This is a genomic window from Catenuloplanes indicus (genome assembly GCF_030813715.1).
Classification (GTDB): domain Bacteria; phylum Actinomycetota; class Actinomycetes; order Mycobacteriales; family Micromonosporaceae; genus Catenuloplanes; species Catenuloplanes indicus.
In genome coordinates this window covers 7767499-7790866 of record NZ_JAUSUZ010000001.1, presented here as the reverse complement: position 1 = coordinate 7790866, position 23368 = coordinate 7767499, and the positions used below count along the sequence as shown (strand labels likewise).

Genomic DNA, 23368 nt, shown 5'->3' with positions numbered 1-23368 from the left:
TGCGGGTGGTGGGGCGGGCAGCGGGTGGCGGGGTGACACCGGCAGCAGCGCGGCGTGGGCGGCAGTGCGGCGTGGGTGGCAGTGCGGCGTGGGTGGCGGGGTGGGGTCAGATGGGGGTGGAGGTCAGGTGGTGGGTGATGGCGACGGTGGCGGCACCGCGGGCCCACTGGTCGAACGGGAGAGGGCGGACGGCGACGGTGGCGCGGGCGGCGGCGCCATAGGCGTGGGTGTCGATGGCGGTGCGGATGTGGGGGTCGAGGAGGGCGAAGCCGTCGAGGTGGTCGGCGGAGAAGACGACCAGTTCGGGGCCGAACAGGTTGATCACTCCGCCGACCGCCTGCCCGATGGCGCGGCCCGCCTCGGCGAATGCCTCGCCGACCCGCGGGTCGCCGAGGCGGGCCAACTCGATGGCGCGATCCAGCGTGATCGCGGGGGTGCCGGTGGTCTCGGCGATGCGGCGCAGCAGCGCGGGCTCGGACGCGATCGCCTCGAGGCAGCCGCGTGCGCCGCAGTAGCACTTGGGACCGCGGCGGTCGACCGGGACATGGCCCAGTTCGCCGGCCACGCCGTGCGCGCCGGTCAGCACCCGGCCGTCGACGACGAGCCCGCTGGTGACCCCGGATCCGACCGCGACCAGCAGGAACGACCGGGCGCCCGCGCCCGCGCCGAACCAGTTCTCCGCCTCGGTGAGCGCGCGGATGTCGTTGTCCACCACCGTGGGCAGGCCGGTCGCGGCCGCGCACAGCGCGGCGAGCGGGACGTCCCGCCAGCCGAGAAACGGCTCGTAACGCGCGAGCCCGGTACTCCGGTCGACGTCACCGGCGACCGAGACCCCCAGCCCGCTCACCGGACCGACACGTTCACGCAGGCCGGCTACCAGGTGGGTGATCGCGCGGACCACGTCGGGGGGTGTGCGGGCGTCGCCGAGCGGGGCGTGGGCGGTGACGCGCACGACCGCGCGCAGATCGGTGACGACGCCGATCAGCTCGCCGGGGGTGACCTTGACGCCGGCGAAGAACTCGCGGTCGGCGCGCACGTCGAGCGCGGCCGCGGGCCGGCCGATCCGCCCGGGGCCGCCGCCCTCGGTCGTCTCGGTGAGGTAGCCGGCGTCGATCAGGGACCGGGTCAGTTTCGCGATCGTGGGTTGGGACAGGCCGGTCCGCGCCTCCAGGTCGGCGCGGCGCAGTGGACCGGCCGCCAGCACGGCGCGGACGATCGCGGTGATCGATGACCGGCGATCCATAGACGGGCACGGTAATCAATGGACTTTCATTCGTCAAGCATTGAAGTGTTTCCAGCGTGAGAACTAAGGTGCCGTCGTGGACCTCCCCCCGGAAGACCGGACCCGCTCGCCGTACACCGGCTGGACCCGCGCGCACTGGGAGACGATGGCGGACCACCTGCTGGAGTCCGTCGTACCGTTCGCCGCGCCCGGTTTTGCCCAGTTCCGGCTGCCCGGCCGGACCAGCCGGGCCGGCGTCGAGTCGGACGGCCTCGAGGGCTTCGCCCGCACGTTCCTGCTGGCCGGCACTCGGATCGCGGGCGATCGTGGGGAAACGCCCAGAGCCGAGATCCTGATCGAGCGGTACGCCGAAGGACTGGCCGCCGGCACGGATCCGGGCGACCGGTACGCCTGGCCGCCGATCGAGGACTACGCGCAGTCGATCGTCGAGGCCGCGTCCGTCGCGCTGATGCTGGCCGAGACCCGCCCCTGGCTGTGGGACCGGCTCGGCCGCGACACCCAGCGGTCGGTGCACCGCTGGCTGGAGCAGATCGTCGGCAAGCGCCCGTGGCCGTGCAACTGGCTGCTGTTCCAGGTGATCGTCGAGCAGTTCCTGGCGGACACCGGCGGCCGCTTCGCACAGCGGGAGATCGACGCCGGCCTGGACGCGATCGAGGAGTGGTACCGGGGCGACGGCTGGTACTCCGACGGCGCCGGCCAGCACTTCGACCACTACGCCGGCTGGGCGATGCATCTCTACCCGCTGCTCTGGGCCCGGATGCCGGGCGCGGCGGGCAGTGACCGGGCGGCGCGCTACCGGGAGCGGCTGCACGCGTTCCTCGGCGACTTCCGCCTGATGTTCGGCGCGGACGGCGCGCCGATGCACCAGGGCCGGTCGCTGACCTACCGGTACGCGGCCGCTGCCGCGCTCTGGACCGGCGCGCTCGCGGACGCCACGCCGCTGCCGCCGGGCGAGACGCGGCGGCTCGCGTCCGGCGCGCTGCGCTACTTCGCGGACCGCGGCACGCCGGACGAGGCCGGGCTGCTGCGGCTCGGGTACCACGGCCAGTTCCCGCCGATCACCCAGCCGTACTCCGGGCCGGCCTCGCCGTACTGGGCGGCCAAGGGTTTCGTAGGTCTGCTGCTGCCCGCGGATCATCCGGTGTGGACCGCGACCGAGGAGCCGGCCGCGGTCGAACGCGCGAGCTTCATCCGCACGCTCCCGGCGCCGGGCTGGCTGCTGCACGGCACCCGGGCGGACGGCGTGGTGCGGCTGTACAACCACGGCAGCGACCACATCAAGGTGCCGGCCGAGCTGGGCGAGGACCCGGAGCGGGACGATCCGCACTACGCGAAGGTCGGGTACAGCACGCACACCGCGCCGGAGACCGAGGCGCGGGCGTGGTCGGCGGACGTGGACGGGCACACCGGGCTGGTGCCGCCGGGCGGCGGCGCGGTGACCAGGCGGCGGCGCATCCACCGGATCGGGTGTGCGGACCGGTTCGCCGCGTCCTACTACACCGACGGGGACGTGCGGGTGGAGACCTCGAGCGTGCTGTGCGGGGACGCGGGCGAGCTGCGCATCGAGCGGATCACCGGTCCGGCCGGGTGGACGCCGCGGACCGGCGGGTTCGCGATCGCGGGCGCCGGGACGCCCGCGGGGCGCGCGCACGACCGTACCGCCGAGGTCGTCGGTCCTGACGGGTTGACCAGCCGGGTCGTGGGGCTGCTGGGCTGGTCAGCCGCGGGCGTGCAGCGGATGTCCGGCGCGAACGCGTTCGGGAGCCGGTCCGCCACGCCGTATCTGACCGGGCCGGTGGTCGACGGCACCGCGGCCTGGTACGTCGCTCTCGTCACGCTGTCCCGCGACGTCTCCGGCGTCGTGCCGGCAGCGGCTCAGCAGGGAGACGAGGTGGTGGCGGTGCTCCCGGACGGGGAGGAGATCCGCGTGCGCCTCGGCGAGAGCCCCCGCTACTCCCGCCGGCCGCCACGCGGCGGGCCGTCCATCACCTGGGATCCGACCGTCCCATAACGCCCGCAAGGAGGTCGGTGTGTCCACCCGTACCCGTGTCGCCGCTCTGGTGGTCCTCGCCGCCGTGGCGGCGCTCCTCGCGCCGCCCGCGCCCGCGTCGGCCGCGCCGGTCACGGTGACCAACGCCGTGCAGTTCCGGGACACCGCCGGGAATCCCGTGCACGCGCACGGCGGCGGCATCCTGAAGCACGGCTCCTACTACTACTGGTTCGGCGAGAACCGGAACGCTGACAACACGTTCCGGGCCGTCTCTGTCTACCGCTCCACGGATCTGCGGAACTGGGAGTTCCGCAACGACGTGCTGACCCAGTCGTCGGCCGCGGAGCTGCGGGTCGCGAACATCGAGCGGCCCAAGGTGATCTACAACGCGAGCACCGGACAGTTCGTGATGTGGATGCACAAGGAGAACGGCGTCGACTACGGCGAGGCGCGCGCGGCGGTCGCGGTGTCCGGCACGGTCGACGGCGACTACACGTACCGGGGCAGCTTCCGGCCGCTCGGCCAGCACATGTCGCGGGACATCACCGCGTTCGTGGACACCGACGGCACCGGCTACATGATCTCCGCGGCGAACGAGAACTACGACCTGCACGTCTACCGGCTGACCGCGGACTACACGAACACGGCCGCGCTGGTGCGGTCCTGGCCCGGTGACCACCGCGAGGCCCCGGCGCTGTTCAAGCGCGACGGCGTCTACTTCATGCTCACCTCCGGCGCCACCGGCTGGAACCCCAACCAGGCGAAATACTCCACCGCAACATCCATCACGGGTACGTGGAGCGCCTGGCAGAACGTGGGCGACAGCGTGACGTTCGGATCGCAGAGCACGTTCGTGCTGCCGGTCGGCAACGCGTTCCTGTACCTGGGCGACCGCTGGGGCAACTCGATCGGCGGCACGGTCAACGACTCGCAGTACGTCTGGCTGCCCATCTCGTTCCCGTCCCCGGCCACGATGAGCCTGTCCTACTACCCGGAGCTGTCGATCGACGCGGCCGCGGGCGCGGTGTCCGGTCTGACGTCCGGTTACGTCGCCCTCGCCGCCCGGCACTCCGGCAAGTGCGCGGACGTGGTGAACGGCAGTGCGGCCAACAGCGCGGAGGCCGTGCAGTACGCCTGCGGCACCGGGCACAACCAGCAGTTCTTCCTCAAGCCGCTGGGCAGCGGGTACGTGCAGATCCAGGCCCGGCACAGCGCCCGCTGCCTGGACGTCACGTCCGGCAGCACCGCGGACGGCGCGCGCGTGATCCAGTACGCGTGCGGGCTCGGGACGAACCAGCAGTGGCAGGTGCAGGACGCCGGCTCCGGCTACGTGCGGCTGGTGGCCCGGCACAGCGGCCGCTGCCTCGATGTGATCAGTGCCTCGGCCTCGGACGGCGCGAGACTTGCACAGTACGGCTGTAATGGTGGGGCCAACCAGCAGTGGCTGCGAAGGACCCCCTGACCTCACCAGGTGTACGGGGTGGCCGATGCAGTGACCGTTGTCCTACTATCAGTCGCCCCTTCCACCTGAGCAGGACGGATGAACGTGACCACGCGGTATGTCTCGGTACCGGAACGGCTGGGCCTGCTCGGCCTCGCCGCCGGGGCCGCGGCGCTCGTGTGGCCCGCGTTCACCTCCGCGACCGGGTTGGGTGCGCCGTGCCCGCTGTACGCGGTGACCGGCGTGCCCTGCCCGTTCTGCGGTCTGACGACCGCCTCCGTCGCGCTGGTCCACGGTGACGTGGCCGGCGCGGCCGCCGCCAACCCGGGCGTTCTGGCCCTGGCGGCGCTCGCGATCTCCGTGGTGCCGTTGCTGGCACTGCGGGCCGCAGGGATCATGGCGGCGCCGCGGCCCATCGGGGGCGCCGCGCGACGGTGGCTGGGGTCGAGTGTCGCTCTCCTCGCCGTGGCGAGCTGGGTGTTCCAATTGAACCGGCTCGTGCTGAGCTGATCCTTCAAGGAGCTTTACGTGACATACCCGCCGAACCAGGGCCAGCCGTACGGGCAGCAGCCCAACTACGGCCAGGGCCAGCAGCCGGGCTACGGTCAGCAGCCGTCGTACGGTCAGCAGCCCGGCTACGGTCAGCAGCCGCAGCAGCCCTCCTACGGGCAGCAGCCGCAGCAGCCGTCCTACGGCCAGCCGCAGCAGCCGTCCTACGGCCAGCCGCAGCAGCCGTCCTACGGCCAGCCGCAGCAGCCGTCGTACGGGCAGCCGCAGTCGCCCGCGTACGGCCAGCCCGCCTACGGCACCCCGCAGACCGGCGGCTACGGCGGCTACGGTGCGCCGCAGGAGTACGCCAGCTGGTTCCACCGGGTCGGCGCCACGCTGGTCGACATCCTGGTCGTCGCGCCGTTCTCGATCCTCGCCGTGATCCTCGGCGGCACGATGAACACCCAGGTCGACCCGACCACCGGCATCGCGACCCCGGCCGCGCCGAACGCGCTGTACTTCATCTTCCTCGCGCTCGGCGGCCTGCTCGGCATCTACAACCAGGTCTGGCTCCAGGGCAGGACCGGTCAGAGCTGGGGCAAGAAGGCCCTCGGCATCAAGCTGATCAGCGAGAACGACGGCCAGCCGATCGGCCCGCTGCTCGTCTTCGTCCGGGGCATCGTGCACATCCTGGACAGCTTCCCGTGCTACATCGGTTACCTGTGGCCGATCTGGGACGACAAGAACCAGACGTTCGCTGACAAGATCATGAAGACGGTCGTCGTCTCGGCGCGCTGATCTTCCGTACCGGGCCGCCTCCTTCCGGGGGCGGCCCGTATTTTTTTTCGCCCGCATGTCGATCGGGGCGCCGCTCGTTCGTGTAGGTGGTGAGAACACCCGCGAACGACGGAGGACGACATGCCGAAGTACCTGCTCAGCATCGAACAGCCGGACGGCCCCGCGCCGGAGCCGGAGATCCTCGAACCGATCATGCGCGAGCTCGGCGCGATCGAGGACGCCATGCGCGAGGCCGGCGTCTGGGTGTTCAGCGGCGGCCTGACCGCGCCGGAGTCCGCGACCGTGGTGCGCGGCACGATGATCACCGACGGGCCGTACGTCGAGGGCAAGGAGCACCTCGGCGGGATCACCATCATCGACGTACCGGACCTGGACACCGCGCTGCACTGGACCAAGCGCCTCACCACGGTGATGGGCCTGCCGATCGAGGTGCGCGCGTTCCACTGGTCGTGACCGCGTCCCGGCAGCGAGTTCTCAGCCGGGGATGGCAGGGTCGGCACGGTGAAGGCGAGCGAACTCGACGCGATCTACCGGGCCGAGTACGGCCGGGCCGTCTCCGTGCTCACCCGCGCGTACGGTGATCTCGAGCTGGCCGAGGACGTGGTGCAGGACGCGTTCGCGGCGGCGGCCCGGCGCTGGACCGAGCACGGGCCGCCGCCCAGCCCGGCCGGCTGGATCATCACGGCCGCGCGGAACCGGGCCGTCGACCGGCTCCGGCGCGAGGCGGCCGGCCGGCGGAAGGTGGCGCTGCTGCACCCACCGGCCGGCGCCGGATCCCCGGCCGACGACGAGTACGGCGACGACCGGCTCCGGCTGATCTTCACCTGCTGCCACCCGGCGCTGAGCCTGCCGGCCCGGGTGGCGCTCACGCTGCGGCTGCTCGGCGGGCTCAGCACCGGTGAGATCGCCCGCGCGTTCCTGGTGCCGGAGGCGACGATGGCGCAGCGCCTGGTCCGGGCGAAGGCGAAGATCAGGGACGCGCGCATCCCGTACCGGATCCCGTCCGGCGACGAACTGCCGGAGCGCCTGGAGGCGGTGCTCGCGGCGATCTACCTGATCTTCAACGAGGGGCACACCGCCACCGCCGGGGACGCGCTGACCCGGGACGACCTCGCGGCCGAGGCGATCCGGCTCGGCCGACTGCTGGTGCACCTGATGCCGCACGAGCCGGAGGCGACCGGGCTGCTCGCGCTGATGCTGCTCGCCGAGGCACGCCGGCCCGCGCGGGTGGACGCGGCCGGCGACCTCGTGCTGCTGGCCGACCAGGACCGGTCACTGTGGGACGCCGCGCTGGCCGCCGAGGGGCGGGAGCTGGTCCGGGCCTGCCTGCGGGCCGGGCGGCCGGGGCCGTACCAGATCCAGGCCGCGATCAGCGCGGTGCACACCGCGGCGGAGACGGACTGGGCTCAGGTGGTGACGCTCTACGACCGGCTGCTCGTGGTCGCGCCCGGCCCGGTCGCGGAACTGAACCGCGCGATCGCGGTCGCCGAGGTGTCCGGCCCGGAGACCGCGCTCGCGCTGGTCGACGCGCTGCCGCTGCACGAGTACCAGCTGTTCCACGCGGTCCGGGCCGACCTGCTGCGCCGGCTCGGGCGCACGGCGGAGTCGGCCGCGGCCTACGACGAGGCGATCGCGCGCACCGCGAACGGCCCGGCCCGCGCGTTCCTGCACCGGCGCCGTGCGGCGTTACAGTGACGGGAACCTGGGGAGGTGTGCGGTGAGCGGTGAGGGACGACGGGCACCGGGAGCGCTGGAGGCGGAGGTGATGGCCGCGCTGTGGGCGGCCGGGCGCCCGCTGACACCGTCGGAGGTGCAGGCCGCGCTGGGCGGCACGCTGGCGTACAACACGGTGCTCACCATCCTGGGCCGGCTCCAGGACAAGGGCCGGCTGGTGCGGCGGCCGGAGGGCCGCGGCCACGTCTACTGGCCGGCCAAGGACGAGGCCGCGTTCGCGGCCGAGACGATGCGCGCCACGCTGGCCGGCCGGCCCGACCGGGAGCGAGTGCTCCAGCAGTTCGCCGCCACCCTCGACGACGCGGACGCGGCGACGCTGCGCGCGTTCCTGGAAACGGGCCGCCCGTGACCGTGTGGGTCTACGTCCCGATCGTGCTGTCCGCCGCGCTTGCGCTGCTGGCCCGCCCGATCGCGACCGGATCCGCACCCGCCGCCGCGGCCCGCGCGCTGGCCGGTGCCGCGCTCCTCGCGGCCGTGACCTCGACCGCCTCGCTGATCCTGCTGGTCGCCACGCTGCTCGACCGCCTGCCACCGCCACTGGTCGCCCGCAACGAGCCCGGCCGCCCCCGGCTCCCCGAACCGGTGCCGGACGTGGTCGCGATCACCGCGGTCGTACTGCTGCTGATCGCCCTGATCCGGTACGGCGTGGACGTCCGCCGCCGCGACGCCGTCCACCGCGGCCTCCGCGACGCCGTCGACCACGGCGGCCGCGCCGGCGGCGACGGCGTGGTGGTCGCCGACTGGTCCGCACCGTTCGCGATCGCGGTCCCCGGCCGTCCCGGCCACATCCTCCTGACCACCGGCATGATCAGGTTGCTCACCGCGGACGAACGTCGCGTCGTGCTGGCCCACGAACGCGCCCACCTGGCCCGCCGCCACCACCGCCTGACCGCGATGGCCTCCACCGCGGCCGCACTCAACCCGATCCTGCTGCCGGCCCGCGACGCGGTCTCGTACCTGGTGGAACGCTGGGCCGACGAGGAGGCCGCCACCGAGGTCGGCGACCGCCACCTGACGGCCCGCAGCGTCGCCAAGGCCGCCCTCGCCACGCTCGACCATCCGACGTTCACCCCGGGTACGCCGCCGGCCGGGGCGCACGTGCCGAGCACCGCCTCTTCCGAGGGCCGCGCGTCCAGCATCCCGCCGGCCGGGGGTCGCATATCCGGCCCCCAGCCGGCCGAAGGCCGCACAACCGGCACCGCGGCGTCCGAAGGTCGCGCAACCGGCACTCCAGCGGCCGAAGGCCGCACAACCGGCACCGCGGTGACCGAGGGTCGCGTATCCGGCATCCCGGTGACCGACGGTTGCGCGACCGGCAATCCAGCGCCCGAAGGTTACGCAACCGTCACCCCGGCGGCCGGAGGCCGCGCAACCGGCACAGCCCGGGGTCGGCGCGGCTGCGGGGCCGAGGCCCCGGGTGTGCAGGGTATGCACGGGTCGCGGCGCGGGCACGCGGTCGGCCGGGTCCGGGCGATGACCGATCCGGCCGGGACGACGCGGCGCACCCGCGCCGGATTGTTCGCGCTGGCGCTGCTCAGCATCGCGTTCGTCGTGACGGACGCCGCGGCCGCCACCGACTTCGTCGTCTTCGCGACCGCTTGGATGCCCTGAGCATCCGTGCCACCGGGCGCAACGCCGCGACCACGGAATTGCTGAGCGTGGCAGCCGCCGGGAGCCGGTCGAGCGGAGCGACCGCTCTCGTTCTCGCGCTCGCGCGGCAGCCGCCCACGACACACGACCACCGCGGTACGCAGAGCCCGCGGGCGCCGAATCCCGTGTCGCTGCCAGCAGCCGGCAGCGACTGAGCGGTGGCTCAGCGGGCGCGGTAGCCGGCGAGGCCGTTGAGTTCCTGGCTGGCCAGGAAGACGGAGGAGGCGTGGGTGAGGACCTCCTCGACGTGGGCCGGGCATCCCCAGGCGTGGTCGCCCCAGGTGTCCGCCACCTTGAGCTCGGCCGCCGCGCCGCAGCCGCCGGCGCCGCCGAGCTGGCAGAACTCCGGGAGGGTGGCGGCCTCGCGCTGGGCGGCACCGGCCGCGCGCATGCGGTTGACGAGTGCGGCGGACGCGGTGGCGCGGGCATCCGCGTCGTGGCGCAGCGTCTGCTCGGCGCGGACCGCGAGCAGCGTGGCCAGCCGCAGATCGAGGTGCTGGGCGACCAGGCAGGCCAGGTCGGTGAGCAGCATGGCCTCGTCCTCGGTGACGTCACGCGGGGCGGAGTCGATCACGTTGACCGTGCCGAGCCGGTGACCGTCGCGGGTGGTGATCGGCGCGGCCGCGTAGAAACGGAGGCCGAGTTCGCCGCGGACCAGCGGGTGGTCCATCGTGCGTGGGTCGACCAGCGCGTCGTTCACCACGTACGGCCCGGCCTGCAGCACGGCGGACGCACACAGGCCCGGCTCGGTGCCGATCTGCGCGACACCGGGCAGGCCCTCCGCGGCCGCGAACCAGACCCGGTCGGCGTCCACGATGGTCACGGTGGCGATCGGCACCCGGAACTGACGCGCCGCAACACGCGCGAAGCCCTCGAACGTGCCGTCCCGTGGGGTATCCAGGATCTCGTAGCGGTAGACGGCGGCCAGCCGCGCGTCGATCGTGCCGGTCACGATGCTCCTCTCCCTCGCGCCTCATCCTGGCCACCCGGTCTCCGGTCGGCGACGGACACCCGGTCCGTCGCGTCCCGTCCCCGGACGGCCACCCGGCGGGCACGACAGCCTGCCACCGAACCACGTCACGCCGTCCGCACCGCCGCCTTGCGGGCGCGGTAGCCGGCGGCCTTGACGCGGTTGCCGCACTCGCTCATGCCGCACCAGGTGCGGGTGCGGCCGCGGGAGCGGTCGAGGAACAGCCGGGTGCAGTCCTGGCGCTCGCACTCCCGCAGGCGTGGTCCGCGGCTGGCGTACAGGTCGGCGATCACCGTGATCGCGGCGACGGCCACCTCGGCCTCGATCGCCGCGGCCGTACCGGTGCGGCGGGCGTCCAGGCCGACGAGCCGGGTGAGCACGCGCGGGCCGGCCGCGGCCTCGTTGACCGCGGCCTGGTCGGCGCGCGGGATCGGCGTCCCTTCCCGCAGCGCGGTGACCAGGCGATAGATGCTCTCCCGGAGCGCGCGGAGCGCTTCCACGTCGATCGGGGTCAGCTTCGGGCGGGACGTGACCAGCCCGGCCTCGACCGCCCAGCGGGCGGCGTCGTCGGTTGTGCGCAGGCCCTCGAGCGGCTCGGTGCGGCGCCACTTGAGCGTGCCGAGCAGGTCGAGCGCCAGGTTCCCGCCGATGAACACGAACTCCACGTCACCACCTTGACAGGTGACACGTACCCGCGCAATGGTTCTTGCCGTCACCGGCTAAGGCGGTGACGCTAAACCCCCGGGAGGCCGGTTTGATATCAACCGACGACTACCTCTACTTCGTCGGGCGCGCGCTCGACGGCATGTCCGCCATCGTGGCCGGGCTCGGCGACGAACTGGCCGGCACGACGCCGCCGCTGCCCGGCGCCAACTCACCGTTCGCGCTGCTCACGCACTGTGTGGGCGTGGCCGACTACTGGTCCGGCGCGCTCGTCGCGGGCCGGGCCGTGCACCGTGACCGCGACGCTGAGTTCACCGCGGCCGGCCCGGTCGCGCCACTGCTGGCCGAGGTGCGCGCGCTGCGCGACCGGCTCGCCGCGGACGTCACCGGCCTGGACGGTGACGCACCACTGCACGGGACTCCCCCGGCCGGCTACGCCGGTCCGCCGCGCACGCTCACCCGCGGCGGCGCGCTGCTGCACGTGCTGGAGGAACTGGCCCAGCACCACGGCCAGATGGAGATCCTCCGGGACGCGCTGGTGAGCGGGGTCCGGCCGTGAGCGACTTCGCGGTGGACACCGCCCGGCTGCGGTCCGGGCACGGCGTGAAGTGGGGCTCGCTGCCGCCCGGCACGCTCGGCGCCTGGGTCGCGGACATGGACTTCGCGCCCGCCCCGGTCATCCGCCGCCGCCTCGCCGAGCTCACCGACCTCGGCTATCCGCACTGGCCGGACGGTGACCCGGTGATCGCCGCGTTCGAGGAACGGATGGCCGCCCGGCACGGCTGGACCCCGGCGCCCGGCCGCACCCGGGTCCTATCCGACCTGATCCAGACGCTCCAGGTCGTGATCGAGCACGCGACCCGACCCGGCGACCGGATCGCGATCCACCTGCCGAACTATCCGCCGTTCCTGGCCTCGATCACCCGGGCCGGACGCCACGTCGTGCCGCTCCCGGTCGTACCGCCGGACGGTTTCGATCTGCGGGAGACGCTGCGCGGGTGCGCCATGCTGGTCGTGGTCAACCCGCACAATCCGACCGGCCACGTCTTCACCCGCGCGGAACTGGACGCGCTCGCGACCGCCGCCGCCGAACTCGACCTGCTGGTCCTCGCGGACGAGATCCACGCCGACCTGGTCCACGCGCCGCACCGGCACATCCCGTTCGCGTCGCTGTCCGCGGACGCCGCGGCCCGCACGGTCACCGCGACGTCCGCCACCAAGGCCTTCAACATCGCGGGGGTACGCTGCGCGGTCGCCCACATCGGCGACGGCGTGCTGTGGGAGCGGCTGGCCGCGCTGCCGCTCGACTACCTCGGCCAGCCCGGCCTGCACGGCCGGGTCGCCACCACCACGGCATGGCGGGAGGCCGGCCCCTGGCTGGACGGCCTGATGGCCCTGCTCACCGAGAACCGCGCCCGGATCACCGAGTGGGCGGCGACGCTGCCGTGGGAGACCGGCTACCGCACACCGGACGCGACCTACCTCGCCTGGCTCGACTGCACCGGCTCACCGCTCGGCCCGGACCCGGCCGGCCGGCTGCTCCGCGACGCGGGCGTCAAGGTCGGCGCCGGCGCGGAGTTCTCCCCGGACACCGCCGGATTCATCCGGATCAACTTCGCGACCGGCCCGGACGTGCTCACCGAGATTCTCGACCGGATTTCCCGGCACGCTGTCTACGCGGCGGCCGGGTGAGCGCGTTTCATGTGTCGTGACGTTCGATGAGTACGTGCTGGCGCGGGGCCCGGCCCTGGTGCGGTTCGCGCGGCTGCTGACGGGCGACGAGCACCGGGCCGAGGATCTGGTGCAGGACGTGCTGGCCAGCGCCTACGTGCGGTGGCGGCGGGTGGGCGCGGTGGACCGGCCGGACCTCTACGTGCGGCGGATGCTGGTCAACGCGCACCACTCGTGGCGACGCCGGCTGATGAACCGCGAGGTCAGCGTGGACACGGTGCGGGAGACCGCGACCGTGCGGGACCCCGCGGCCGAGACCGACGAGCGGGACGCGATGTGGCGGCTGGTCACCCGGCTGTCACCGCGGCAGCGGACCGTGATCGTGCTGCGGTACTACGAGGACTACGACGACGCGACCATCGCGGAGCTGTTGCAGTGCAGCCAGGGCACCGTCCGTACCCAGGCAAAACGCGCCCTGGACAGGTTGCAGGCCCTGACCGGCCGAGGGGAGACCGCCGATGTCCGCCGATCGTGACACGCTACTGACCGACAGCCTCCGGGCCCGCGCGGACGCCGGACCGCCGGTCGAGGCCGGGCTGCTGCTGGCCGCCGCGCTGGTACGGGGACGGCGGCTGCGGACCCGGCGGCGGATCGCCACCGCGACGCTCGCGGCGGTGGCCGTGGTCGCGGTCGGCGCGGCGGCGGCCACGGTGCTGCCCGACCGGCAGCCGCCGGTGCCGCCCGCCTCGTCCACCGGCCCGTCGCAGGCGCCCGGTCCGCTCACCGGCGACCTGGCCCGGATGCCGGACGCCGGGCAGCCCGGTGCGGCGGCGCGACCGGACCTGGTCGGTACCGATCCCCTGACCGTGCACTTCTCCATCGACGCGCTGGCCGGCGACGCCTACGAGGCCGGCTGGCGGTCCCGGCCGGGCGCCGAGAGTGCCACCGCCCTCCGTCCGGACGGGAACATCACGATCGACGTCGCCCGTGCCGAGGAGGATCTGCCGCCGCTGGACGTCGCCGGGCTGCCGGACGTACCGCTGCCTGATCCGTCACCCACCACCGTGGGTGACCGGCCGGCGAAGATGAGCGTCGTCCCCGAGGCGGCCCTCAACGTGATCACCTGGCAGCCCGCGGACGGGCTGTGGGCACGCGCGTCGGTGTCGGCCGGCTCCCGGCCGGCCGATCTCTCCCTGCTCACGCGCGTGCGTTTCGACCAGAGCCGGCGGATCGTGCTGCCGTTCGGGGCGGCCGGCCTGCCCGCCGGGCTGCAGCTGCGGGAGACCGGCGTGACGCTCCGTGCGGACAGCGAGGTCGGCCTGTTCGCGTACGGGCGGCTGGTCGTCGGCGACGGGCAGCGCCGGCTGGGGCTCGACGCCACCGGCACCAGGACCGCCGGCGACGGTCCGCGGCTGCAGACGGCCGGCCCGTACCAGGTCAACGCGGTCTCGGCGGGCGATCTCTGGAGCGTCGACCTGAAGCACAACGACGTGCTCGTCACCGCGACCAGCGACGGCGGCGAACGCGCCGACGCCGGCACTCCGGTCACGCAGGCCCAGGCGCTGCAGGTGATCGCCGGGCTGGAGTTCGCGGACCGGCTGGACGACACGGCCGGCTGGTTCTGACGGGGGCGTGCCCGCCACCGCCGACGCGGTGGCGGGCACGGTGTCACGCCTTCAGCAGGCTCCCGGCGGCCGCCCGGATCGCCGCGATCGCCGGGGCGGACGAGTTCTCCGCGAGCCAGGCCAGCGCGGAGGTGGACGGTGGCAGGCCGGTGACGTCCACGTAGGCCACGCCGGGCCGGGCGAACGTGGTGCGCGCGGCCGCCGGCAGGAACGCGATACCGCGCCCGTCCGCGACCGCCCGGAGCAGCGTCTCCAGGTCGCCGACGACCGGGCCGTAGGTGACCGGCGTCCCGTCCGGCCGCGGGTCGGCGGCCCAGAACGACCACCAGTCCCGCGGTACGCCGGCCGGCACGTCCAGGACGGGGTGCCGGGCCAGCCGGGCCAGCGGCACCGGGCGGCCGGCGCGGGCCAGCGGATCGTTCACCGGCAGGCAGGCGACGCGCGGCTCGGTGGCCAGTTGGAGCGACTCGATGCCCGGCGGCAGCGGCGGCCGGAGGAACGCCACGTCCACCTTGCCGCTGGTCAGCGCGCGGATCTGGTCGACGAACCCGATGCTGCGCACGCTCACCCGGATCGACGGGTCGCCGGTCTGCACCCGGCGCAGGATCGCGGCGGTGTGCGGCATCGCGGCCTCGGTGTCGACCGCGCCGACGACCAGCTCGCGGTCCAGGTCGGCGCTGCGCGCGGCGGCCGCCTCGAGCAACCGGTCGACGGCCGCGACGGTCTCCTCGATCACGGGCAGCAGCGCGCGCCCGGCCGTGGTCAGCTCCGCGGTCCGGCTGGTGCGCTCGACCAGCCGCACGCCGAGCCGGTCCTCCAGCGCGCGGATCTGCATGCTGAGCGCGGACTGACTGATCCGCAGCGCCTCGGCCGCGCGTCCGAAGTGGAGGTGGGCGGCGAGGCCGAGGAGCAGGCGCAGCTGGTGGATGCTCGGCTCACGGCGGTCGCCCATCCGCCGATTCTGCTACCGGCGTCCGGACGGAGACAAGGTTGTCGATCGATCCGGATGGCACGTTCGGCCGGTAATCACACACCTTCGCGGGTACGCCGGACCTGGCCGCGCCGCGTACCGTCGCCGTCATGGATCTTCTCGCCGACGCGACGCTGGTGCTGGCCGGCACGCTGACCGCGCTCATCGCCGGCCTGTTCTTCTCGTTCTCGTTCGTCACGAACCGGGGCCTCGGCCGCCTCGGCGACATCGGATACCTGCGCGCCATGCAGTCGATCAACGTGGCGATCGTGAACCCGGTGTTCCTGGCCGCGTTCCTCGGCCCACTGGTGCTGCTGCCGCTGGCGCTGATCCTCCGCCTGCAGGACGGCTGGTCCGCCGAGGGCGGGCTGCTGCTCGCGGCCTGCGCGCTGTACGTCGTGGGCGGCTTCGGCGTCACCGTCGGCGCGAACATCCCGCTGAACAACCGGCTGGACGCGGTCGACCTGCACTCCGCGACCGACGCGGAGGCCAGCTCGGTACGCCGGTGGTTCGAGGTGCCGTGGGCCCGGTGGCACGCGCTGCGCACCGCCGCGACCACGCTGTCGGTCGCATCGGTGCTGGTGGCGGCGCTGATGTCTTAACCTCGCCTTAGCCGTCGCACAGCGCGCCGCTATCCGGTCGCGGACGAACCTTCGGTGGTCGTCGACAACCGACGATCGATCGACCAACGGAGGTACGACCATGAAGCGCACGACCATGCTGGCCGCGGCGGCCGGAGCCGCGCTGGTGCTGGGCTTCGGCGGCACCGCGGTGGCCGCCGGCCTGAGCGACGGCTCCGGCAGCGCCACGAGCGGCCTGGGCACGGCGGCCACGCCGTCCCCGGCACCGTCCTCCGACGACTCCGCCACGCCGCCCGTGGACCCGTCGTCCGGCGAGCCGGGCACGCCCGGGCCGGCCCCGTCGTCCGGCGATCCGTCCGGGTCGCCGTCGTCGTCCGTGTCCACCGCACCGGCGACGCCCCCGGTCGCCGGCGGCCCGGTGAGCCGGGAGCAGGCGGTGGCGATCGCGCGGGCCCACCTGGGTTCCGGCACCGTACGCGAGGTGGAGAGCGACGACGTGAACGACGTCCCGACCTGGAAGGTCGAGTTCACCACGGACCACGGGCGTCGCGAGATCAATATCGAGAAGGCCACCGGCCGCGTGATCGACGACGAACTCGACGACCGCGGCGGTCACGGCGGCGACCGCAGCGACGGCAGCAGCGATGACGGCAAGGGCCGGCACGGCGGCGATGACGACGACCGCAGCGGCCGCCGCGGTGGCGACGACCGCGACGACGACTGATCCCGGCGCCTCGGGCATCCCCCAGCCGATCCAACGGCCCGGGGCACGGTGGACTCCGCCCGAGCCGACCACCGGTCCGCGCCAGCGGGCCGGTGGTTCGCTTGCCAGCACAGCCGCCGGTCGAACCCATTTCGGCAATCACCGGTGCGGCCAGCGGGCCGGTGGCCGCACCGGCAGGGTTCATGATCGCGCACTCCGCGCCCGAAATCTCATCATAAAGGCGGCTAGCCGCGAAACCCGTAGCGACGTTCTGCGCTTTCCCCGGGCTGACGCCGTCGCAAGTCGCCAGCGTCGAGGCCGAACCGGCCACCCGTGAACGCCAGCGGACCGGTATCGCCAGGAGAGCGCCGTTCAGCCCGCTCGGCGGGCCGAGGCACGGCGCACCTGCGGCGCCGGGCCGGGCCGGGCCGTTTAGGCTCCTGGCACGCCGAGATGCAGCGTGATCGCGGCGCCGCCGGGTTCGGCCGTGCCGAGTTCCAGGCTTCCGCCGGCCGCCTGGGCCGCGCGGCGGGCGATGTCCAGGCCGAGGCCGGTCGAGCCGCCGCCGCTCTTCCCGCGGCGCACCAGCCCGGCCGGGATGCCCGGACCCCGGTCCGCCACGGTGAGTGCCGCACCGCCGCCGGGCGTGCGGCGCAGCCGTACCGTGAACGGGGTTTCGTCGGGTGTGTGAGCGAAGACGTTGCCGAGCAGCGCGTCGGCCGCGGCCGCCAGGTCGTCCGCGGTCAGCGCGACCGGCAGCGGGCCCGGCGCGATCTCGGTGGTCACGTCGCGGCCGGTGTCCTCGGCCAGCACGCGCCAGAACTCGACGCGTTCCGCCACCACGGCCGCGGCGTCGCACTCCCCCGGCGCGACCGGACCGGCCGCGGTCGCGGCGCGCGCCGCGCGGATCACGGCGGTGACCGCGCTCTCCACGCCGTCCGCGGCCGCCTGGATCCGGGCGGCCTCGTCGCGGTCGCGCATCGACTCGGCCTCGAGCCGAAGCGCGGTCAGCGGCGTGCGCAGCCGGTGGGACAGGTCGGCGACGTGTTCGCGTTCGGCGTGCAGCAGCTCCTGGATGCGGGCGGCCAGGTGGTTCAGCGCTCCGGCGACCTCGCGTACCTCGGGTGGACCGTCCGGTTCGGCGCGCGCGGTCAGTTCCGCGCCGGCCAGCCGGTGCGAGACCTGGGAGAGCGCGACGATCGGCCGGACCAGCGCGCGGGCCAGCCGGTCCGCGACGGCCAGCCCGAGCAACACGAGCACGATCGCGAGCACGGCGAGGAGCAGCCAGGACCGGGGTACGCCGCGGGTCAGCTCGGCGGCCGGGACCAGGGTGCGGATCACGGCCGTACCCTCGGCGCGGCCCTGGACCGCAATGACGATCTCCCGGCCGCCGTCCGCGGTCTCCGCCGTGAGGCTGCGGCCGGTCGCGCCGAGCCGGGTGGCGGGCGTGGGCGCGACCGGGTCGCCGAGTACGGTGCCGTCCGCGAGGAACACGGTCACCGGGCGGCCGGAGGCGAGCGCGAGACGCTCCACGGTCAGGCGCACGGTCGCTGCGTCGGCGGCGCCGACCACGGACACGATGGCCTGCGCGTCCGCGGTCGCAGTGACGGTGGCCCGGTCGGCCGCGACGTCGCGGAGCAGCAGTGCCAGCGGCACCAGAAAAGCGATCATGGTGAGGCCGGTGGTCGCGGCGACCAGCAGCGCGAGCCGGCCCCTCACGGCGCGCTCAGCCGCACGCCGACGCCGCGGACCGTGTGCAGGTATCGCGGCGCGGCCGCGTTCTCGCCGAGCTTGCGGCGCAGCCAGGAGATGTGCACGTCGACGGTCTTGTCCGCGCCGCCGTACGGGATCCGCCACACCTCGCTGAGCAGTTCGCGCTTGGTGACCACCTCGCCGGCCCGCCCGGCCAGGTGGTACAGCAGGTCGAACTCGCGCGGCGTCAGCTCGACCGGCGCACCGGCCAGCGTGACCTCGCGGGCACGTGGGTCGATGCGCAGCTGGCCGACCGTGATCGCGGCGTCGCCGTCGCCGGCCGGTGCGCCGCGCCGGAGCACCGCGCGCACCCGGGCGTCCAGCTGTGCCGCACTGAACGGCTTGACCAGGTAGTCATCCGCGCCCGCGTCCAGCACCCGGACGATCTCGGTCTCGTCGTCGCGCGCGGTGGCGACGATCACCGGGACCGTGCTGACCGCACGCAGCATCCGGAGCATCTCCCGGCCGTCCAGGTCGGGCAGGCCGAGGTCGAGCACGACCAGGTCGGGGCGTTCGTCGACGGCGAGGCGGACGCCGTCCATCGCGGTGCCGGCCGCCGCGACCGCGTGCCCCCTCTCGGTGAGCGCGCGGACCAGCGGCAGGCGGATCGTCAGGTCGTCCTCGATCAGGAGCAGTCGGGCCACGACTGGCAGGGTAGCCGCCGGCCGGACCGGCCCCGGCCACCTTGACCGTCCCTTATCCCTGGCCTGTCCGGCCGTTAGCGAGGCGTGCGGCATAGTCGGGGCATGAGTCGCCGTACCGTGATCGCCGTCGCCGGGTGGCTGGCCGCCGCGGTCGCCGCCACGCTCATCGGCCTGGCCGCGATCCGCCTGATCGGCGAGAGCATCACGGGTACGCCCGGCGGCGTGCTCTCCGAGCGGGAGGTGCTGGCCGCGCTGGACTCGCTGCCGCCGCCCGCGCCGCCGTCCCCGTCGCCGTCCCCGTCGCCGTCCCCGTCGGCCGTGCCTCCGGAGCCGACCGCGCCGCTGGATGACCGCCGGTCGTTCGCGGTGGCCGGTGGCACGGCCGTGGCCGCGTGCGCCGCGGACGGCCGCGCGGAGCTGGTCACCTGGTCGGCGGCGCAGGGCTGGTCAATCGCGAGGGTCGAGCGTGGGCCGGCCCGCGAGGTCAGGGTCGAGTTCGAAGGCGCCGGCGACGAGTCCGAGCTGCGGATCCGCTGCTCCGGCGGCGTACCGGCGCAGCACGGTCCCGGCGATGACGACGATTGACGCCGGGCGCTAGCGTGACGGGTCGTTCCTTACCTTCGGACCTGAGACGGGGTGTACCGGTGAACCGCGCCCGGTTGGCGGCCCTGCTGATCCTGATCGTCGGTGCGTGCGCCACGATCGCCGTGGTGCCGCTGGTGATGCGCCTGGTGGGTGACCCGGTCACCGGCCCGGGCGGGCTGGACGGCGAGGGCGGCACGATCGCGTGGACGGTGGACACCGCGAACGGCTCACGGGACGCGTGGGTGTTCGGCGACACCGCGGTGGTGCTGGACGGCACCTCGCTGCTCGGCCTGCGCCGCGGCGACGGCGGGCGGGTGTGGCAGCTGCCGTACCCGGCCGAGGACACCGCGCTGACCGTGGCCGGTGGCGTCGCGGTGGTGCAGGCCGGGACGGACGGGCCGGTAGACGTGATCGACCCGGCGAGCGGGCGCACGCTGTGGTCCGCGGCCGGTCCGGTGCGCATGGTGGCCCGCGCGGACGCGCTCTACCTGGACTCCTGCCCGGACCGCCGGGACACGCCGGCGGACTGCGTGCTCACCAAGCGCCGGGTCGCGGACGGCGCGACGCTCTGGACCATGGACGCCACGCACGTGAGCGTGCACGAGAACGTGATCGGCGCGCGCCGGCCGCTGGCACCGCCCGCGTCCGCGTACCTGCCGGTCAGCGTGTCCGAGCCGGGGGTCCGGGCCGCGCTGCTGGACACCACGACCGGGACGGTGCTGCCGGGCCGGGCGGAGCAGCGGGCCTGGTACACGTTCGCGGCCGGGGACACACTGGTCGTCACGGATCATGACCCGCCGCGTGGCGACCGCGACTGCACGGTGACGGTGACCGCGGTGCACGCGCGCACCGGCGCGGCCGCCTGGGACGGCGCGATCCACAGCGGGCGGACGGCCGGCGGCGAGTGCACCCGTTCCTTCCCGAGGATCTACTCCGGCAGCTCCGAGCTGTTCGGCGTGGGGAACGAGGTGGCCGCGGTGACCCGCTCCGGGCAGGCCACGCTGGTCGACGTAACCACCGGCGAGACCCGCTGGACCACTCCGGAACAGGGCGTGCCGATCGCGGGCGACGACGAGTCGCTGCTGGTCCGGGCAAACGCGGAGACCGGGCCGATCGCGCTCCTCGCGCTGGCCGACGGCCGGCGGCTGTGGAGCGCGCCGGACACCGGGCTGGCGACCACGTCCGCGAGCTGGGAGGCGGTGGCGCACGGCGACCTGGTGGCGGTGCTGGGCGCGACCGGCGACCGGCCGTACGTGCTGGTCTACGACGCGCGGACCGGGCGGCAACTGGCCCGGCGGGGCGGCTGGCTGACCGGCGTCGGGGAGGGCTGGGTGATGGTGTCGACCGGTGCGGGCGCCGGCCGGCTCCGCCTGCACATGCTGACGTTCTGACCGGCGCGCGGCCGGTCAGGGCGCGTCGTCGTCCGGTGGGGTGCTCGGCGGCGGGAAGATCGGCGGCAGGATGATCGACCAGGACGGGCGCGGCGAGCCGGTGGCCGGCGGGCGGGTGGGGCTCGGCGTGCCGGCCGGCGGGGCGGGCGTGGCCGGTGTCGCGGCGGGCGTGGCCGGCACGGCGCTGGTGGGTGCCGGGTTCGCGGTGGGCACCCAGGTGCCGGGCACCCCGGTCGGCTGGACGGCGGCGTCGGCGGTGGCCGGTGCGGCACTGGCCGTGGGTGTCGGCGACGCGGACGTGCTGGACGCGGACGGCGACGGCGTGGTGCCGGAGGCCGGTTGCGGGACCAGGCTGCCGCCGATCCAGACCGCGGGACCGACGCCGAACGCGACGATCACGCCGAACAGATGCCACGGCCTTACCGCCACAAGAGCCTCCCCGGTCGCCTCCTCAGTTCTTTCCCCGCGACGTCCACCCTAGACCGATACGCCCGGATCGGCACGCCACAAACGCCACGATCCACCACATCAGCGACGCGACCGGCGGCGTCGTGCACCCGCCGAAGGCGGTCGCGACCAGGGCGGATGCGAAGCCTGACCGGCGCGGCCGATTTTTTCGCCGGATCGATGCGCGGGGCGCCCGTACCCCCGATTCTTCCTGATTTTTGGGTCTTCAGAGGGTTAGGCTGCCGCGGTGCGCGTGTTGATCACGCCACCGGACCGGGACGGGCGGCGGTGGCGGATCCAGATCGAGGAGCGTCGGATCCGGGTCTTCGAGCTGCTCGGCGTGAGCGTGTCGGCACACGGGCGCACGCTGGGCGGCATCCCGGAACTGGGCGCATGGCTGGTCGCGCGGGAACTGACCGCGGACGAGCTGATCGAGGCGTGAGCCCGCCGCTGCTCTGACGGCTGCTGCACACCGCGACGAGCACGGGTGTCGCGGTGCGCAGCCGGTGGCGGCCCTGCGGGCCGGGGCCGGCAGCGGCCGGGCAAGCCGGCCCCGGACGGTCAAGCCGGCCCCGGACGGTCAGGCCGCCTTGGGGAGGGTGGCCAGCACGTCCTGGCGCAGCACCTCGAGGTCGAGCCCGGCGTCGGCCAGCACGCGTGCGCCGAGCCCTTGCTTCTCGCGCAGCAGGCCGAGCAGGATGTGTTCCGGCCGCAGCTCGCGGGAGCGCAGCGCGAGCGCCTCGCGCAGCGCCAGCTCGAGCGTTTTCTTCGCGTGCGAGCTGAACGGGATGTGCCCGCCCTTCGGCAGCTGCCACCACCGGCGGCCCGGCTCCGGCTGCGGCTCCACCGGCTGCATGCCGAACGTCTCGTCCATCCGGGCCAGTACCGCGTCCAGGTCGATCCCGATCGCGCGCAGTGCGGCCGCGTCCTCCGGCCCGAGCGCGGGCTTGTCGAGCAGCGCCTGGATGCGCGCCCGGACGTCGTCCCGGTCGAGCCCGGCGCCACGCAGCACGTATCCGGCCTCCCCCGCGTCCGCGCCGAGCAGCGCGAGCAGCACGTGCTCGGTGCCGATCCTCGTGTGCCCCAGCTCGCGCGCCTCGGCCTGGGCCTGGACGACCACGGCCCGCGCCTCGGCGGTGAATCGCTCAAACATCCCCGTTCCCCCTCGCTCGTCCGGCGTGCTTCTTGTGCACGGCCTGCCGGGAGACCTCCAGCGCATCGGCGATCTCCTGCCAGGACCAGCCCTGGCGTCGCGCGTTCGCGACCTGGAGCGCCTCCAGGCGCTCGGCCAGCTTCCGCAGTGCCACCGTGGCCCGCAACCCGACCTTCACGTCGGGCCCGGCCGCCGCGGTGGCGAGATCCGTTCCCTCACTCATGCTGTCAACCGTAGTTGACAGCTGTACGTTCGTCAACCTCGGTTGACAGGCATGGGCGCGGCGGCCTCACCACGCGAACCGGCGCCCAGCTTCCCAGCAGGTTGAGCACGTGGAACTTGACCGTGTGCTCACTCAGCCGCAGCTCCGCCGCGTTCGCCCGGTTACGCAGGCCGCGCGCGATCCCGTCCAGCACCTCCAGCTCCCGCGCGTTGAGCCGTGCCCGCTACACCGCACCGGCCCGCGTCACGGCGGCCGGCCCGGCGGCCACGCCACCGGCCAGGGGCAGCGCCGCGACGACCGTGGTCCCCCGGCCTCGGCACCGCGTCGATCTCCCCACCGCCCACCGGCCGCGACAACCGTCGCATCACGTCATCCACGGCGAGCCGCTCCACGACATCGGCCGCCGCGTCGCGTGACGCCGCTACCGGCAAGTCCTTGCGCCGCACCACCGACCGGAACGTCACGATCGCCGACCGGGGGCGAGCGGACGCGCGCGCCCCCGGCGGAGATCGCACGCCGGGTCACCGATCACGGCGTCCTGGTCACGCCTCGGCGCGGCCACCCGCTCGCCGCGGCCGCGCACGCCGGGAGCGAACGCGGCCACCCGCGCGGCACGCTCACCCTCGGCCTCCGCTGACTCCGAAA

The 23368-nt window shown here is 74.3% G+C and carries 26 protein-coding genes and 1 pseudogene; 17 read left to right on the top strand and 10 right to left on the bottom strand.

What is annotated here, in order from left to right; translation table 11 throughout:
• Positions 1-106: 106 nt before the first annotated feature.
• Positions 107-1243: an ROK family protein gene (locus tag J2S42_RS34750; protein ID WP_307246128.1), complete on the bottom strand. Its 1137-nt coding sequence runs from the start codon at positions 1241-1243 to the stop codon at positions 107-109.
• Between the two features lie 76 nt (positions 1244-1319).
• On the opposite strand from J2S42_RS34750, the gene J2S42_RS34745 reads away from it, so the two are divergent.
• The 8 genes from J2S42_RS34745 to J2S42_RS34710 all read left to right on the top strand — a co-directional run bounded on the left by J2S42_RS34745 (position 1320) and on the right by J2S42_RS34710 (position 9306).
• Positions 1320-3254 carry a DUF2264 domain-containing protein gene (locus J2S42_RS34745; RefSeq protein ID WP_307246126.1) on the top strand — a complete coding sequence of 645 codons (1935 nt, stop codon included), beginning with the start codon at positions 1320-1322 and terminating at the stop codon, positions 3252-3254.
• A gap of 19 nt (positions 3255-3273) precedes the next feature.
• Positions 3274-4695 (top strand): RICIN domain-containing protein, encoded by a 1422-nt coding sequence (locus J2S42_RS34740; RefSeq protein WP_307246124.1) that lies wholly within the window; start codon positions 3274-3276, stop codon positions 4693-4695.
• Positions 4696-4773: 78 nt separating this feature from the next.
• The gene (locus J2S42_RS34735; protein ID WP_307246122.1) at positions 4774-5184 is read left to right on the top strand and encodes a DUF2752 domain-containing protein; all 411 of its coding nucleotides are present in this window, start codon (positions 4774-4776) and stop codon (positions 5182-5184) included.
• Between the two features lie 18 nt (positions 5185-5202).
• Positions 5203-5961, top strand: coding sequence for an RDD family protein (locus tag J2S42_RS34730; RefSeq protein ID WP_307246120.1), 759 nt, complete (start codon positions 5203-5205; stop codon positions 5959-5961).
• A 120-nt stretch (positions 5962-6081) separates the two neighbouring features.
• The gene (locus tag J2S42_RS34725; protein ID WP_307246119.1) at positions 6082-6414 is read left to right on the top strand and encodes a YciI family protein; all 333 of its coding nucleotides are present in this window, start codon (positions 6082-6084) and stop codon (positions 6412-6414) included.
• Between the two features lie 48 nt (positions 6415-6462).
• Complete coding sequence (locus J2S42_RS34720) at positions 6463-7656, top strand: RNA polymerase sigma factor (protein ID WP_307246117.1); 1194 nt, start codon at positions 6463-6465, stop codon at positions 7654-7656.
• Positions 7657-7678: 22 nt separating this feature from the next.
• Positions 7679-8044, top strand: coding sequence for a BlaI/MecI/CopY family transcriptional regulator (locus J2S42_RS34715; RefSeq protein WP_307246115.1), 366 nt, complete (start codon positions 7679-7681; stop codon positions 8042-8044).
• Positions 8041-9306 carry a M56 family metallopeptidase gene (locus J2S42_RS34710; protein WP_307246114.1) on the top strand — a complete coding sequence of 422 codons (1266 nt, stop codon included), beginning with the start codon at positions 8041-8043 and terminating at the stop codon, positions 9304-9306. Before J2S42_RS34715 ends, J2S42_RS34710 begins: the two co-directional genes overlap by 4 nt.
• A 202-nt stretch (positions 9307-9508) precedes the next feature.
• Here J2S42_RS34710 and J2S42_RS34705 read toward each other — a convergent pair whose 3' ends face one another.
• Positions 9509-10297, bottom strand: coding sequence for a GAF domain-containing protein (locus J2S42_RS34705; RefSeq protein ID WP_307246112.1), 789 nt, complete (start codon positions 10295-10297; stop codon positions 9509-9511).
• Between the two features lie 125 nt (positions 10298-10422).
• Positions 10423-10980 (bottom strand): CGNR zinc finger domain-containing protein, encoded by a 558-nt coding sequence (locus J2S42_RS34700; protein WP_307246109.1) that lies wholly within the window; start codon positions 10978-10980, stop codon positions 10423-10425.
• A gap of 89 nt (positions 10981-11069) precedes the next feature.
• Here J2S42_RS34700 and J2S42_RS34695 point away from each other — a divergent pair, with 89 nt between their 5' ends.
• From J2S42_RS34695 to J2S42_RS34680, 4 genes are read left to right on the top strand one after another with little or no spacing between them, the layout of a single operon-like run.
• On the top strand, positions 11070-11537 hold the full coding sequence (locus J2S42_RS34695; protein WP_307246107.1) for a mycothiol transferase: 468 nt from the start codon (positions 11070-11072) through the stop codon (positions 11535-11537).
• Entirely contained in the window at positions 11534-12670 is a 1137-nt protein-coding gene (locus tag J2S42_RS34690; protein ID WP_307246105.1) for a MalY/PatB family protein, read from the top strand. Before J2S42_RS34695 ends, J2S42_RS34690 begins: the two co-directional genes overlap by 4 nt.
• Positions 12671-12686: 16 nt before the next feature.
• A complete protein-coding gene (locus tag J2S42_RS34685; RefSeq protein WP_307246103.1) occupies positions 12687-13184 on the top strand; it encodes a SigE family RNA polymerase sigma factor in 498 nt (165 codons plus the stop codon).
• Positions 13168-14274: a hypothetical protein gene (locus tag J2S42_RS34680; RefSeq protein WP_307246102.1), complete on the top strand. Its 1107-nt coding sequence runs from the start codon at positions 13168-13170 to the stop codon at positions 14272-14274. The genes J2S42_RS34685 and J2S42_RS34680 overlap by 17 nt, the downstream gene beginning before the upstream one ends.
• A 43-nt stretch (positions 14275-14317) precedes the next feature.
• Here J2S42_RS34680 and J2S42_RS34675 read toward each other — a convergent pair whose 3' ends face one another.
• Positions 14318-15226 (bottom strand): LysR family transcriptional regulator, encoded by a 909-nt coding sequence (locus J2S42_RS34675; RefSeq protein ID WP_307246100.1) that lies wholly within the window; start codon positions 15224-15226, stop codon positions 14318-14320.
• A 128-nt stretch (positions 15227-15354) separates the two neighbouring features.
• Between J2S42_RS34675 and J2S42_RS34670 the strand changes: the two genes are divergently transcribed.
• Together J2S42_RS34670 and J2S42_RS34665 are read left to right on the top strand one after the other, a co-directional pair.
• Positions 15355-15846, top strand: coding sequence for an anthrone oxygenase family protein (locus J2S42_RS34670; protein ID WP_307246099.1), 492 nt, complete (start codon positions 15355-15357; stop codon positions 15844-15846).
• A gap of 100 nt (positions 15847-15946) precedes the next feature.
• Positions 15947-16549 (top strand): PepSY domain-containing protein, encoded by a 603-nt coding sequence (locus J2S42_RS34665; RefSeq protein WP_307246097.1) that lies wholly within the window; start codon positions 15947-15949, stop codon positions 16547-16549.
• Between the two features lie 411 nt (positions 16550-16960).
• Here J2S42_RS34665 and J2S42_RS34660 read toward each other — a convergent pair whose 3' ends face one another.
• Both J2S42_RS34660 and J2S42_RS34655 read right to left on the bottom strand, forming a co-directional pair.
• Positions 16961-18247, bottom strand: a complete 1287-nt coding sequence (locus J2S42_RS34660; protein WP_307246095.1) for a HAMP domain-containing sensor histidine kinase — start codon at positions 18245-18247, stop codon at positions 16961-16963.
• On the bottom strand, positions 18244-18924 hold the full coding sequence (locus tag J2S42_RS34655) for a response regulator transcription factor (RefSeq protein ID WP_307246093.1): 681 nt from the start codon (positions 18922-18924) through the stop codon (positions 18244-18246). Before J2S42_RS34655 ends, J2S42_RS34660 begins: the two co-directional genes overlap by 4 nt.
• A 102-nt stretch (positions 18925-19026) precedes the next feature.
• Between J2S42_RS34655 and J2S42_RS34650 the strand changes: the two genes are divergently transcribed.
• Entirely contained in the window at positions 19027-19509 is a 483-nt protein-coding gene (locus tag J2S42_RS34650; RefSeq protein ID WP_307246092.1) for a septum formation initiator, read from the top strand.
• 59 nt (positions 19510-19568) lie between these two features.
• Positions 19569-20900 carry an outer membrane protein assembly factor BamB family protein gene (locus J2S42_RS34645; RefSeq protein ID WP_307246090.1) on the top strand — a complete coding sequence of 444 codons (1332 nt, stop codon included), beginning with the start codon at positions 19569-19571 and terminating at the stop codon, positions 20898-20900.
• A gap of 15 nt (positions 20901-20915) precedes the next feature.
• Here J2S42_RS34645 and J2S42_RS34640 read toward each other — a convergent pair whose 3' ends face one another.
• Positions 20916-21329 (bottom strand): hypothetical protein, encoded by a 414-nt coding sequence (locus tag J2S42_RS34640; RefSeq protein WP_307246088.1) that lies wholly within the window; start codon positions 21327-21329, stop codon positions 20916-20918.
• A 265-nt stretch (positions 21330-21594) separates the two neighbouring features.
• On the opposite strand from J2S42_RS34640, the gene J2S42_RS34635 reads away from it, so the two are divergent.
• Positions 21595-21789, top strand: a complete 195-nt coding sequence (locus J2S42_RS34635) for a hypothetical protein (RefSeq protein WP_307246086.1) — start codon at positions 21595-21597, stop codon at positions 21787-21789.
• Between the two features lie 138 nt (positions 21790-21927).
• On the opposite strand, the gene J2S42_RS34630 is transcribed toward J2S42_RS34635, so the two are convergent.
• The 3 genes and pseudogenes from J2S42_RS34630 to J2S42_RS34620 all read right to left on the bottom strand — a co-directional run.
• Complete coding sequence (locus J2S42_RS34630) at positions 21928-22500, bottom strand: Clp protease N-terminal domain-containing protein (protein ID WP_307246084.1); 573 nt, start codon at positions 22498-22500, stop codon at positions 21928-21930.
• On the bottom strand, positions 22493-22723 hold the full coding sequence (locus tag J2S42_RS34625) for a helix-turn-helix domain-containing protein (RefSeq protein ID WP_307246082.1): 231 nt from the start codon (positions 22721-22723) through the stop codon (positions 22493-22495). The genes J2S42_RS34630 and J2S42_RS34625 overlap by 8 nt, the downstream gene beginning before the upstream one ends.
• A gap of 4 nt (positions 22724-22727) precedes the next feature.
• Positions 22728-22925, bottom strand: a pseudogene (locus J2S42_RS34620) (LuxR C-terminal-related transcriptional regulator); the annotation flags it as partial.
• Positions 22926-23368: the final 443 nt, after the last annotated feature.